The organism is Nocardia sp. NPDC055002 (assembly GCF_053608825.1).
Map to the genome: position 1 here is coordinate 16,299 of NZ_JBSGWE010000007.1, position 12,183 is coordinate 28,481.

Here is a 12,183-nt window from a genome sequence, read left to right on the forward strand (position 1 = left end):
CTCAGCGCAGTCCACGAAAGAACGCGCGGATGTCGTCGACCAGCAGGTCCGGCACTTCCATCGCCGCGAAGTGGCCGCCACGATCGAACTCCGACCAGTGCACGATGTCGGTGTCGGCGCCGGCGTAGCGCCGGATCGCGATGTCCTCGGCGAAGACCGCGACGCCGACGGGCGTGGTCAGCGGCGTGGTCTCCCAGGAGCGGACGTGGGTGGCCTCGTAGTACAGCGCGGCCGATGAACCCGCGGTGCCGGTGAGCCAGTACAGCATCACGTTGGTCAGCAGCCGATCCCGGTTCACGGCGTCCTCGGGCAGGCCCGCGGCCGGGAACGTCCACTCCTTGAACTTCTCCACGATCCACGCGAGCTGGCCGATCGGCGAATCGTGCAGGCCGTAGGCCAGGGTCTGCGGGCGTGAAGCCTGGATCTTGAAGTAGCCGTTGCCCTCGCTCTTGAACAGGGCGAGGCGGTCCAGCCGGGCGAGCTCGGCGGGAGTCATCGTCGCCTTCTCGTCGTCGGCGACCGGGCCGAACGGGATGTACCCGAAGGTCGCGGCATTGACGTGCACGCCGATCACCTTGTCACCGCCCGCGCGGCCCACCTCCGGCGTGACGAACGCGCCCCAGTCTCCGCCCTGCGCGCCGTAGCTCTCGTAACCGAGCCTGCTCATCAACTCGACCCACGCCCTGCCGATGCGGGCCGGATCCCAGCCCTCCTCGGCGACCGGCCCGGAGAATCCGAAGCCGGGCAGCGACGGGATCACCAGGTGGAAGGCATCTGCCGGATCGCCACCGTGGGCCGCGGGGTCGGTGAGCGGACCGATCACATCGAGGAACTCGACGACCGAACCCGGCCAGCCGTGCGTGAGGATCAGCGGCGTGGCATCGGGATCGGCCGAACGTACATGCAGGAAATGGATGCGCTGGCCGTCGATCTCGGTGGTGAACTGCGCGAACCCGTTCAGTTCCGCCTCGGCCGCGCGCCAGTCGTAGGAGGTGCGCCAGTAGTCGGCGAGTTCGCGCAGGTACGCCACCGGCACACCGCGACTCCACTCGGCGCCGGGCTGCTCGGCAGGCCAGCGCGCATCGGTCAGCCTGGCTCGCAGGTAGTCCAGATCGGACTGCGGGATGTCGAGGTGGAACGGGGTGATCTCGTTGGTCATGAGGACAACGGTATGACCACAAGCGGACACCTTCTGTCCTATAGAACTGGCAGAGTCGAATTCGTGAAAGAAACTTCGGCGCGGCTACTTCGGCTGCTCTCCCTGCTGCAAACGCGGCGCGAATGGTCCGGCGACGAGCTCGCCGCGCGCCTGGATGTCAGCACCCGCACAGTGCGCCGCGATATCGACAAGCTGCGCGCGCTGGACTACCCGGTCCGCGCGGTGAAGGGCATCGACGGCGGCTACCACCTCGAAGCGGGCGCGCAGCTGCCGCCGTTGCAGCTCGACGACGAGGAAGCCGTCGCGATGGCGATCGCGCTGCGCACGGCGTCGATCAGCGGGGTGAGCGGGATCGGCGAGACCGCGCTCAGCGCGCTGGTCAAACTCGAGCAGGTGCTGCCCGCCCGATTGCGGCACCGCGTGCACGCCATGCAGGTCTCGAGCGTCCAGACCCCCGGCCGGGCCCGCGTGGATGTCGATCCGGCGGTGTTGTCCGCCGTCGCGGCCGCGTGCCGCGACCGTCAACGCCTGCGATTCGACTATCGCAGCGGTGGCCGCGAATCCCGTCGCGAGACCGAACCACACGAACTCGTCACCTGGGGCCCACGCTGGTACCTGGTGGCCTGGGATATCGACCGCGACGACTGGCGCACCTTCCGGGTGGACCGCATGTCACCGAAAATCCCGGTGGGCCCGCGCTTTTCACCGCGCGAGATCCCCGGCGGCAACGCCGCGGAACACGTGGCGAAAGGTGTCGCGCAACTGTGGCCCTACCGCGCCACCATCCGGCTACACGTCCCCGCCGACTCCGAACAAGCGCGCTCGGCCGCCACCTACGGCACCGTCGAACCGATCGACGCCGAGACCTGCCGCCTCGAGATCGGCGCCGACAACCCGCGCGGCCTGACCTTCCTCCTCGGTGCCCTCGACACCGATTTCGACATCGAGCACGGCCCCGAACTGACCGAGCACCTGCGCCGGATCGCCGCCCGCTACTCCCGCGCGATCAGCGCGGCGCCGGAGTAGCGCGGCGACGAAGCCGGGTCAGCCCGCGATGTCCAGCGCGGCCGCGTCGATCAGATCCACGACCGCGCCGGGCTGCGAGGCCAGCGAGGCATGGCTTGCGGCGAGTTCGATGGTCTTGCGCGGGTTCATCCGCGCGGCCATCCGCCGCTCGTTGTCGGGGTGGATCATCCGATCCTCGGTGGATACCTGGTACCAGGTGGGCTTCACCTTCCAGGCAGGCGCGGTCACCGTGTCACCGAACGTCGAGCCCAGTGGCGCCTTCTGCGTCACGGCCATCACCAGCGCTTCCTCGGAAGTCAGGTCCTGGCAGAAGCTTTCGTGGAACTTGTCCTGCGCGATCCACAGGTAGCCGTCGGAGTCCGGCGCGATGTTCGCGAACGCGGCGGGCGGCAACTGCTCGCTGATCGCACCGGGGCTCTCCCCCGCGTCGGGCGCGAAGGCCGCGATGTAGACCAGGCCCGCCACATTGGGCAGATCGCCTGCTTCGGTGATCACCGCGCCACCGTAGGAGTGACCGACCAACAGCACCGGGCCGTCGATCTGCGCCACCATCTTCCTGGTGCGCTCGGCATCATCGGCCAGCGAGGTGAGCGGGTTCTCGACCGCGTACTGCGCCGGATAACCGCGTCGGTTCAATTCCACGATCACCTTCGCCCAGTGCGCGGCACCACCCCAGAATCCATGGACCAGAACGATTGTCGGCTTGGCAGCCATTGCGAGGCCTCTCTCTCGGTCGGATTTTCTCGCCGGCCGGATCGGCCCGATACCGCGGAGCCGGTTGACCCGACGAGCACCATTGACGATATTTGGATGATGAGGCAAATACCATGACCGAAGACCCGGGATATTTTGCCGATCAACCGAGCGTCGGTGATACCTTCGCGCGGGACACCACCCTCGACGCCCTGTCCGACATCCTGCACACCGTCCGGCTGCGCGGCGATCGGCTCATCCGCTGCGCACCCCCGGCACCCTTCGCGATCGGGATACCCGGCGGCATCCGGCTGCTGCACATCGCCGAACGCGGGGACCTCGAGCTCCGCGTCGGCGGCCGGTCCTACACCCTGCGTGACGGCGATATGGCACTGCTCGCGCGCGGCGACCCGCACGTGATCTCCGTGGGCACACCCTCGGCGCCCACACGCGGGCTCACCGCCGCCGACAGCGTCCGCCGCGTCGCCGAGCTCACCGATCCGGCGGCGCCGCGCTGGGTCACCGGCACCTTCGGTGTCGAGGAGGCTATCGCCGATCCACTGCTTTCGGTCCTGCCGCCGGCGGTTCTGATCCGGGCGGGAGTCGGCGACCGCGATTGGCTGACGCTGAGTCTGCGGCTGCTCGTCGTCGAGATCACCGACGCCAGACCAGGTGCCGCAGTGATGATCTCGCGCATCCTGGACCTGCTGTTCATCCATGCGCTGCGGGCCTGGTCCGCCGACGACGCGACCGCGCCCGGCTGGCTCACCGCCGCTCTCGACCCCGACCTCGGTCCGGTGCTCACCAGGATCCACAACAATCCGGACCGCGCGTGGCCGATCGCCGAACTCGCGGCCGAGGCCAGGATGTCGCGGTCCACGTTCACCGATCGGTTCACCCGGCTGCTCGGGCAGTCACCCGGCGCCTACGTCACCGACCGGCGCCTCGAACACGCGGCCCGTCTGCTCGGCTCGACGGCCGAACCGGTCGGCCGGATCGCCGGCGCCGTCGGCTATCACTCGGAAGCCGCGTTCAACCGCGCCTTCCACCGCCGGTTCGGCATGCCACCCCTGCGGTGGCGCAAACGCGGTCATCCGAAGACCGCGCCATAGACAACGACGGCGCACCCGAACAGGTGCGCCGTCGTTCACAGTGCTGGTGCGCTCAGAACTCCCAGTCCTCGTCCTCGGTGTTGATCGCCTTGCCGATGACATAGCTGGAACCCGAACCCGAGAAGAAGTCGTGGTTCTCGTCGGCGTTGGGCGACAGTGCCGACAGGATCGCCGGGTTCACCTCGCACTCGTCCTTCGGGAACAGGCCCTCGTAGCCGAGGTTCATCAGCGCCTTGTTGGCGTTGTAGCGCAGGAACTTCTTGACGTCCTCGGTGAGGCCGACCTCGTCGTAGAGGTCCTGCGTGTAGTCGACCTCGTTGTCATAGAGCTCGAAGAGCAGCTCGAAGGTGTAGTTCTTGAGCTCGTCGCGCTCGGCCTGGGAGACCAGCTCGAGGCCCTTCTGGTACTTGTAGCCGATGTAGTACCCGTGCACGGCCTCGTCGCGAATGATCAGGCGGATCATGTCGGCGGTGTTGGTGAGCTTGGCCCGCGAGGACCAGTGCATCGGCAGGTAGAAGCCGGAGTAGAACAGGAAGCTCTCCAGCAGCGTGGAGGCCACCTTGCGCTTGAGCGGGTCGTCGCCGTTGTAGTACGACAGGACGATCTCGGCCTTGCGCTGCAGGTTGCGGTTCTCTTCCGACCAGCGGAACGCCTCGTCGATCTCCTTGGTGGAGCACAGGGTGGAGAAGATCGAGCTGTAGCTCTTGGCGTGCACCGACTCCATGAACGCGATGTTGGTGTACACCGCCTGCTCGTGCGGAGTGAGCGCGTCGGGGATCAGCGAGACCGCGCCGACGGTGCCCTGGATGGTGTCGAGCAGCGTCAGGCCGGTGAAGACCCGCATCGTGAGCTGCTTCTCGTCGGGCGTGAGGGTGTTCCAGGACGGGATGTCATTGGACACCGGGACCTTCTCGGGCAACCAGAAGTTGCCGGTCAGCCGATCCCAGACCTCAGCATCCTTCTCATCGGGCACCCGATTCCAATTGATGGCCGACGCCCGATCGATGAGCTTCATTCCGCCTCCACACCTTTCCGCCAGACCTGTTGACCCGCACCCGCCGCCGTGCGCGAAGCCCTTCACCCACGAACACTACTCGTAGTGGGTGACAACCTCGGGGAGCACTACAGCTTGTGTTGCGGCGCGCGGAACTCGACCCGACCGGCCGAACACCCACGCCACACACGCGGCCCCCATTGTGCGGCACGATCGCGAAGTCACCACCATCGCATCGCCAGTGATTCGCCACATGTGTGCCGGCACCCGCTTCACCGGTGAGCGCCGCCACTGCCCGGCGCACCCGGGCCCGGTGCGGATACGGGGCGCCGATTCCGGCACACTGGGCATTCGACAGGGCTCGACCGTGAGCCGGAGGGAGGCGGGAGTCGTCCCGCGCGAGGGGGATTTGTCGATGCTGTGGCGTCGTTGCGCGGTGGCCGCCGCTGTCATGATCGGGCTCACCGCCTGCCAGGACGACCTACCCGGGCACCGGCCGGTCACCCCGATCGAGGCGGCCTCGGCGATGCCCGCGTACTGGAAGACGGCGCCGACCTCCGACGATCAGCGCCTCGAACTGCTGCGACGGCTGCGCGCGATCGACCCGTGCGCGCTCATCCCCCGGACCGACCTGGCGAAGATCGGCACCCTGCTCGAGGTCGAGAACGACGGCCCGAACAAGTGCGAAGCGACGTTCGACTCCACCGAGAGCGGCAAGGGCACCTCGGTCAGCTGGGCGATCGGCGTCGCGCCGACCGGGTACGGCTGGGGACAGTCCCAGCGCGAGGAGGTCGACGGCATCACCGTCGGCGTTCTGCGCGATCTCGACAACGGCCCCCAGGTCGAAGGACAGCTCGACCGAAGTTGTCTCGCCACCGCGGCTTTCGCCAATACGACCACGCTCCCGGTCCACGTGCGAACGCCACTGGGCACCGAACCGTGCCCGGCCGCGCAGTCCGCGCTGGCCCGCGCGATGGGCGGGCTCGCCGCCGAACCGGCACAGGGCACCTCCCCGGACACCCCGCGGACCGCGCTGCACGGCAAGGACCCGTGCGAGGTCGCCGCCGCGCTCGACACCGCGGTCACCGTCCTCGATCTGCGGATATGGTCCTGCCAGTTCACTTTCCGAGGTGCGGCCATCGATGTGGACTACGGCTACGAGGCGCGCGGCTACGCCGACAGCGGCAAGCCGCTCTTCACCGTCAACGGCCACACAGGGTACGGCCCCAGCGACGACACGAGCGAATATGCCTCGTACACAGCGATAGTCGGCCCCAGCCTGCCCGGACCCGGTTCCGACCTGATGGGCCCCGCCGTCCCCACCATCCGCGTCTTCGGCACGGACCGTGCCGCCCTCGAATCCGTCCTCCGTTCGACCACCGAACTCTTCCCCGCCACCTGACCGGACAAGGAGAACCCCTGTGCGACAGCTCATCCTGCTCGCCACCGCAGTGCTGACGATGGTCGCCTGCGGAAGCGAACCCGCACCGGACTCCATGCCCGAGGGTGGATTCTGGTCCACCGCAGCGGTTTCCGATCAGGAGAAGGTCGCGGTTCTGCGTAAGGTCAGGGCGATCGATGTGTGCGCGCTGCTCCCCCGCGTGGCACTGGGCACCCTCGGCACCGTGCGCGACGTCGAGAACGTGCATCCGAATCAGTGCCGGCTCAGCATCGCCGTGCCGGGTCATCTCACCGGCATCGACGCGACCTGGAGTACCGGGGTGATGTTCGAGGGCGAGCCGAGCATGGACGGTCCGGTGGACGAGGAGTCGATGGGCGACGTGCGGGTGCTGTTCAACGACGAGCCCGCCGCGTCGGATGATCCGCAGGTGCGCGGGGCCTGTCAGGCGTGGGCGCGGTTCGTGGCGGGGGCCGACCTGTCCTTCAGCGTGCGGGCGCCGCAGGACGCGTGCGCGACGGCGAAGACGCTGGTACGGATCGCGTTGACCGAGTGGCGCGAGGAGCCGCCCCAGGGTTCCTCGCCGGATTCGGATCGGGCGGTGATCACCGGCGCCGATCCGTGCGCGGTCGCGCCGTTGCTCGGCGTTCGGGTTCCGGTGGCCGATCAGCGCGTCACCACGTGCAAGGTGAGCGTCGACGGGCACGACGCGATCGTCACCTTCGACTACAACGAGGAACGCTCGATCATCGACGACACCCCGGCCTTCACCGTGGGCTCGCGCCAGGTGTACCGATTCGATACGGCCCAGGCCGACATGGCGTCGCTGTCGGCCGTCGTCGGTCCCGGCCTCGCACCGGGACCGACCGACGCACTGCTCGGCCGGCGCGTGCCGACGGTCTCGGTCACCGCCCACTCGACGATCGCGGAGAAGGTCATGCGCGAAACCTTGCCGCTGGTGCGCTGACAGCTCGGCACCGGTGCGATCACGACAACGTTCTGAGAACGACCTGGCGTGATGTTTGCGCGAGTGTTGCCGTCGCGGGCAGACTCGGTGGTCGGGCGCGGGTCCGGGCCCGTATCTGTCGAGGACAGGGGTGCCGATGTATCGCAGGATGGCGCTGGCCGCTGCCGCGTTGCTCGTGTGCGCCGGATGCGGGAGTGACGACGCGGGCAACCCACCCGACTACGGGGAGCTGCCGCCGCCGCCCGCACCGGTGATGCCCGCCCAGCCCCCCGAGTTCTGGTCGAAGGTCCCCCAGGATTTCGCCCAGCGAGCCGAGGTCGCCCAGGCGACCCGCCAGGTCGATGTTTGCGCGCTGCTTCCGCGCGACACTCTGGCACGGCTCGGCGAGGTCAAGAGCGTGACCGTCGGCCTGGATTCGTGCCGGGCCATCATCGGCAGCGACAAAGCCGGTGAGGGCTCGACCCTGACCTGGCACGCCACCCTGCTGGGCAGCCTGTCGGCCGGTGGCCGGGGCACCACGCGGCAGATCGGCGACGCGAACGTCCGCACGGTCCCCGACCGCGATACGGGTGAACCGCGCGCCTGCGGCGTGACCGTCCAGTTCCCGTCGAGCGCGGCCTTCTATCTCGGCCTTTCCACACCGGGCAAGAACCCGTGCACGGTCGCCGACGAACTGATGCCCGGCATGATCGAGCGCTGGCGTCAGTCGCCGAAACAGGGCACCTCCCCCGACACCGCGCCGACCGTGCTGCTCGGCGCGGATCCGTGCACGGTCCGGGGCAAACTGGCCGGCGCCGTCCCCGATGACGAACAGCGGCTCACCCAGTGCCTGTTCGGGTACCGCGGCGAGAAGATCACCGTGAGTTACGAGTACCGGGTACCCGAGTATCTGGCCGCCAACAGCACCGAGGACCACATCAACGGCCGCACCGTGCACCGCTCGGTCTCGGTGTACGACAGCTCGATCCCGATCTACACCGCGGCCGTCGGCCCGGAACTGCCCGCCGAATCCACCGTTTTCGGCAGGCGCATCCCAGTGGTCGAGGTGGTCGCCGCCACCGACGACGTCGCGAAAGACGTCATGGCACAGGCGCTCACGCTCTTTCCGCAGCGTTAGATCCCCAGCACGAGCTTCGCGGTCGTGAAGTAGATGATCAGCCCGGTCGCGTCGACCAGGGTGGTCACCATCGGCGCCGACACGACCGCGGGGTCGATCCGGAACTTCTTGGCCAGCAACGGCATCGTGCCGCCGATGGTCGCCGCCCAGCCGCAGATGACCACCAATGTGATGGCCACGACGATGGCGATCTTCGGCCCCACGAACACCGTGCCGATCAGCAGCCCGGCCGCGGCCAGCATGCTGCCGAGCACCAGCCCGACCCGGCATTCGCGCCAGATCACCTTGAACAGGTCCGAGACCCGCACCTCGCCGACGGCCAGCGCGCGCACGCACGCCGTCGCCGCCTGCGCACCCGCGTTGCCGCCCGCGCCGATCAGCAACGGGATGAACAACGCCAGGCTCGCGGCCTGTTCGAGCGTCGTGGCGAACATGTCGGTGACACTCACCGTCAGGGTCGCCGCGAACAGCAGCAACATCAACCACAGCGCCCGATACCGCGCCAGCTGGAACACCTTGGCGGCCATGTAATGGCCCTCCCACGGCGCCGAACCGGCCTGCTTGGCGACGTCCTCGCTGTCGGCGGCCTCGAGCACCTCCATCGCGTCGTCGATGGTGAGCAGCCCGACCACCCGGTCCTCGCTGTCGACGACCACCAGGTTGATGAGGTTGGTGGAACTCATCAGCCGGGCGGCCTTCTCCGCGGCGTCGGTTGCCCGCACGAACGGCGGCTCGGTGACGACGAGCTCGGACACCATCGCGTCCGGCGCGTGGAGCACCAGCTCGCGCAGTTCGACGATGCCGGTGAGGCGGCGGCCACGATCGACCACGGGCAGCGTGTAGACGGTTTCGGCGTTGGCGCCCTTGGCGCGCACACAACCCAGCGCCTGCGCGACGGTCAGATTGTCCGGCAGCGCAACGACTTCCGGCGTCATGTACAGCCCGACCGAGCCCTCGGGGTAGCCGAGCAGCGTGGCGGTCATCCGGCGCTCACGCGGGCTCAGCCCGGCGAGGACCTTCTTGGCGACCTTGGCGGGCGCTTCGTGCAGCATGCGGGCGCGGTCGTCGGGGTCCATCGCCTCGACGAGATCGCGAAAGCTCTTCTCGCGCAGGCCCTGCAGGATCTGCTGCTGGTCGACCGGCTCGAGCTCCTCGAACACGCTGAGCGCGCGCTCCTTGTCGAGCAGCCGGAACACGACACCGGCCTGCACGGCGTCCATGCGGGCCAGCGCGTCGGCGATGACGTGCGGCGGACGGTTGTCGAGCCAGTCCAGGCCGCCACAGACCCGGTGGGTCTCGACGATGTCGCGCACCGATTCGGACAGGATCGCGAGCGCCTCGGTGACAGCGTGGTCCTCCACGGCTGCGCGTCGCGCTGAAACCACCTCGGGCACAACGGTTTCGGTGGGTACATGACGGGTGGTGACGAGATCGACGTTCGACATGATCGAGTCCTCTGGCGTGACAGCGCACACGCCTGCGGCACAACAGCTACAGGATGCGCGAGAAGTGGAACGAGTGACGGTGGTTCACACCGCGGGGCGTCCACCACCGAGGCCGGCACGCACAGACCGGACCGAGCAGGTCAGGATCGGCAGTACGAGGACGAAGGGGTGACGCCGCGCGGCCTTCGACTGGGAGGTTCATTGCGCATTGCAACCCCACCTCCTCGCAGTCGCCGCGGGTGATCGTTCCGCGGATCGCTTGGAGTACCCACTCGGGCACACCCTTCCACCGACGAGACTACATGCGAGGGCCGATCGTTTCACCTTCAGCGCGCGTACCACTGGTCACAGTGATACCGATCACACCACCGACGGCAGCCCCGCGATGACCGTGTCGACCGCCTGTTCGGCGAGCGGCCACAGCTCGGTGGTGTCCAGGTGCCGCAACGGCCCGCGCAACGCCAGTTCCGCGAATCCGTGCACGGTGGACCAGCAACTCCAGGTCGCACCCGCACGCGCCGCCGGTGCGAGATCGCCGATGTGCACCATCATGTCGAGGGCGTCGGCGAGGGCGAGGTAGGCGGGCGAGTCGACGACCGACTCGGGCGAGGTGTCACCGGCGCCGAAGAACGCGACCGCGAACCAGCCGGGCTCGAGCAGCGCGAAGCCGATATAGCCGAGACCGACCGCGCGCAGGCTCGCACGACCGGTCGCGGGGCCGCGCTCCATCCCCTCGGCCATCCTGGACTCGATCGCGGCCGAGACCGCGCGCAGCAGGGCACGCCGGTCGGGAAAGTGCCGGTAGGCGGCGTTCGGCGTGACGCCGACCTGTCGGGTGACCGCACGGATGGTCAAGGCGTCGGGGCCGCCGGCCCTGGTGAGTTCCAGCCCGGCCTCGACCAGCGCCGCCGCGAGGTCACCGTGGTGATAGGCCAACTCTTGAACCCCCTTTCGACGAAGTGTACGGTGTGAACATATCAAATGTGCACGCCGTACACATCGAAGGGTGGCTCACCATGACCGCATTGCCCACCATCGTCGATCAAGACGTCTGGCAGGCCGAACTCGATCAGCTCCGGATCCGGGAGAAGGCCGCGACCCGCGAACTCGACGCCGTCGCCGCCCAACGCCGGCGCATGCCCGCCGTCCGCTTGCCCGACTACACGCTCGAAGCCGAAGACGGCAAAGATGTTTCGCTCGCCGAGGTCTTCGACGGACACTCACAACTGATCACCTACCACCACATGTGGACACCGGGGAACACCTGGCAGTGCCCCGGCTGCACCGGCCTCACCGCGCAGTACGCACGACTGGACTTCCTCGACGGCTACGACGCGCGATTCGTCATCGTGACGCAGGGGCCGATGGACGAGGTACTCGCCTACAAGAAGCGCGTCGGCAACGCGATGACCTGGTATTCGACCGCCCACAGCCCGTTCGGCGCCGACATGGGCGCAGGCCCCGGCGCGGGTTTCGCCGTGAACACATTCCTGCGCGACGGCGACACCGTCTACCGCAGCTGGCACACCGACGGCCGCGGCACCGAACAACTCGCCCACACCTTCGGCCTCATCGACGCGCTTCCCTACGGCCGCCAGGAGCAATGGCAGGACAGCCCCGAGGGCTGGCCGCAGTCACCGACCTACAGCGGCTGGCCGAGCAGCAAGGACATCGCCGCGTCCTACGGCGACCCGAGCGCCTGACCCGCGAGATCAGCACCCACCGCACGTTCGACGGCAGGCCAGTCGGGCGTGTGGGTCAGCCACGGCGGGATCGGCCCGGTCTGCGCGCCGAACAGGTACAGCCGGGGCACCAGGTCGCGCAGGATCAGGTGCACGTCGAGCCGGTCGTCGATCATGTGCGTGATGCCGAGCTCGGCGCAGTGCGGCGCCTTGCCGGCGCGAGTTCTGCAGAAGCGCAGGTGTTCTCGGGGGATTCCGGTGCGGGCGGCGAAGTCGTGATGGTCGAGCCATTGCCTGGTGCGCTGTTCGATGCGCGGACCACATTTGGAGATCACCCACGCGTTGCCGTCGAAGGCTCTCACCAGCCGGTTGAGCACGGCGAACGCATCAGGACCGGGTGGAGTGCTCATCGCTTCGTCGAAGCCACCCGACAGGAATACGGTGTCCGCGGCGCCCGGTTCGAGCGCTGCCCCTTGGATCACTCGGCCGAAGTCGACGCCGAGGCGGGGTGGAGAAATATTGTTCATACGCCCGCAAGCATGCCCGGGTTCTCCCCGCGTGCCAACAGATTTTCGGCGCATAACGGCCG

General features: G+C 68.3%; 12 protein-coding genes. 6 read left to right on the forward strand and 6 right to left on the reverse strand.

What is annotated here, in order from left to right:
• Position 1 precedes the first annotated feature (1 nt).
• Positions 2–1,159 (reverse strand): epoxide hydrolase family protein, encoded by a 1,158-nt coding sequence (locus ACWF99_RS25830; protein WP_378633199.1) that lies wholly within the window; start codon positions 1,157–1,159, stop codon positions 2–4.
• Positions 1,160–1,222: 63 nt separating this feature from the next.
• Between ACWF99_RS25830 and ACWF99_RS25835 the strand changes: the two genes are divergently transcribed.
• Positions 1,223–2,185: a helix-turn-helix transcriptional regulator gene (locus tag ACWF99_RS25835; protein WP_452537617.1), complete on the forward strand. Its 963-nt coding sequence runs from the start codon at positions 1,223–1,225 to the stop codon at positions 2,183–2,185.
• 18 nt (positions 2,186–2,203) lie between these two features.
• On the opposite strand, the gene ACWF99_RS25840 is transcribed toward ACWF99_RS25835, so the two are convergent.
• Positions 2,204–2,899 (reverse strand): alpha/beta hydrolase, encoded by a 696-nt coding sequence (locus ACWF99_RS25840; protein ID WP_378633194.1) that lies wholly within the window; start codon positions 2,897–2,899, stop codon positions 2,204–2,206.
• Between the two features lie 113 nt (positions 2,900–3,012).
• Here ACWF99_RS25840 and ACWF99_RS25845 point away from each other — a divergent pair, with 113 nt between their 5' ends.
• Complete coding sequence (locus tag ACWF99_RS25845; RefSeq protein ID WP_452537618.1) at positions 3,013–3,990, forward strand: cupin domain-containing protein; 978 nt, start codon at positions 3,013–3,015, stop codon at positions 3,988–3,990.
• 52 nt (positions 3,991–4,042) lie between these two features.
• Here ACWF99_RS25845 and nrdF read toward each other — a convergent pair whose 3' ends face one another.
• Positions 4,043–5,005, reverse strand: coding sequence for a class 1b ribonucleoside-diphosphate reductase subunit beta (gene nrdF, locus ACWF99_RS25850; RefSeq protein ID WP_358105034.1), 963 nt, complete (start codon positions 5,003–5,005; stop codon positions 4,043–4,045).
• 394 nt (positions 5,006–5,399) lie between these two features.
• Between nrdF and ACWF99_RS25855 the strand changes: the two genes are divergently transcribed.
• From ACWF99_RS25855 to ACWF99_RS25865, 3 genes are all read left to right on the forward strand, one after another.
• Positions 5,400–6,386, forward strand: coding sequence for a hypothetical protein (locus ACWF99_RS25855; RefSeq protein WP_378633188.1), 987 nt, complete (start codon positions 5,400–5,402; stop codon positions 6,384–6,386).
• A gap of 19 nt (positions 6,387–6,405) precedes the next feature.
• Positions 6,406–7,350 carry a hypothetical protein gene (locus ACWF99_RS25860; protein ID WP_452537619.1) on the forward strand — a complete coding sequence of 315 codons (945 nt, stop codon included), beginning with the start codon at positions 6,406–6,408 and terminating at the stop codon, positions 7,348–7,350.
• Between the two features lie 136 nt (positions 7,351–7,486).
• Positions 7,487–8,467, forward strand: a complete 981-nt coding sequence (locus ACWF99_RS25865) for a peptidase (RefSeq protein ID WP_452537620.1) — start codon at positions 7,487–7,489, stop codon at positions 8,465–8,467.
• Here ACWF99_RS25865 and mgtE read toward each other — a convergent pair.
• Both mgtE and ACWF99_RS25875 read right to left on the reverse strand, forming a co-directional pair.
• The gene (mgtE, locus tag ACWF99_RS25870) at positions 8,464–9,912 is read right to left on the reverse strand and encodes a magnesium transporter (protein WP_378633181.1); all 1,449 of its coding nucleotides are present in this window, start codon (positions 9,910–9,912) and stop codon (positions 8,464–8,466) included. The two genes, ACWF99_RS25865 and mgtE, sit on opposite strands and share 4 nt — an antisense overlap.
• Positions 9,913–10,272: 360 nt before the next feature.
• The gene (locus ACWF99_RS25875) at positions 10,273–10,848 is read right to left on the reverse strand and encodes a TetR/AcrR family transcriptional regulator (protein ID WP_452537621.1); all 576 of its coding nucleotides are present in this window, start codon (positions 10,846–10,848) and stop codon (positions 10,273–10,275) included.
• Between the two features lie 80 nt (positions 10,849–10,928).
• On the opposite strand from ACWF99_RS25875, the gene ACWF99_RS25880 reads away from it, so the two are divergent.
• Complete coding sequence (locus ACWF99_RS25880; RefSeq protein WP_452537622.1) at positions 10,929–11,615, forward strand: DUF899 family protein; 687 nt, start codon at positions 10,929–10,931, stop codon at positions 11,613–11,615.
• Here the strand turns inward: ACWF99_RS25880 and ACWF99_RS25885 are convergent.
• Positions 11,594–12,121, reverse strand: coding sequence for a hypothetical protein (locus ACWF99_RS25885; RefSeq protein WP_452537623.1), 528 nt, complete (start codon positions 12,119–12,121; stop codon positions 11,594–11,596). The two genes, ACWF99_RS25880 and ACWF99_RS25885, sit on opposite strands and share 22 nt — an antisense overlap.
• Between the last annotated feature and the right edge of the window lie 62 nt (positions 12,122–12,183).

Bases quoted from the DNA above. Each gene is read 5' to 3' on its own strand.
- ACWF99_RS25830 (WP_378633199.1), bottom strand. From the start codon at position 1,159: ATGACCAACGAGATCACCCCGTTCCACCTCGACATCCCGCAGTCCGAT.
- ACWF99_RS25840 (WP_378633194.1), bottom strand. From the start codon at position 2,899: ATGGCTGCCAAGCCGACAATCGTTCTGGTCCATGGATTCTGGGGTGGT.
- ACWF99_RS25845 (WP_452537618.1), top strand. From the start codon at position 3,013: ATGACCGAAGACCCGGGATATTTTGCCGATCAACCGAGCGTCGGTGAT.
- nrdF (WP_358105034.1), bottom strand. From the start codon at position 5,005: ATGAAGCTCATCGATCGGGCGTCGGCCATCAATTGGAATCGGGTGCCC.
- ACWF99_RS25855 (WP_378633188.1), top strand. From the start codon at position 5,400: ATGCTGTGGCGTCGTTGCGCGGTGGCCGCCGCTGTCATGATCGGGCTC.
- ACWF99_RS25865 (WP_452537620.1), top strand. From the start codon at position 7,487: ATGTATCGCAGGATGGCGCTGGCCGCTGCCGCGTTGCTCGTGTGCGCC.
- mgtE (WP_378633181.1), bottom strand. From the start codon at position 9,912: ATGTCGAACGTCGATCTCGTCACCACCCGTCATGTACCCACCGAAACC.
- ACWF99_RS25880 (WP_452537622.1), top strand. From the start codon at position 10,929: ATGACCGCATTGCCCACCATCGTCGATCAAGACGTCTGGCAGGCCGAA.
- ACWF99_RS25885 (WP_452537623.1), bottom strand. From the start codon at position 12,121: ATGAACAATATTTCTCCACCCCGCCTCGGCGTCGACTTCGGCCGAGTG.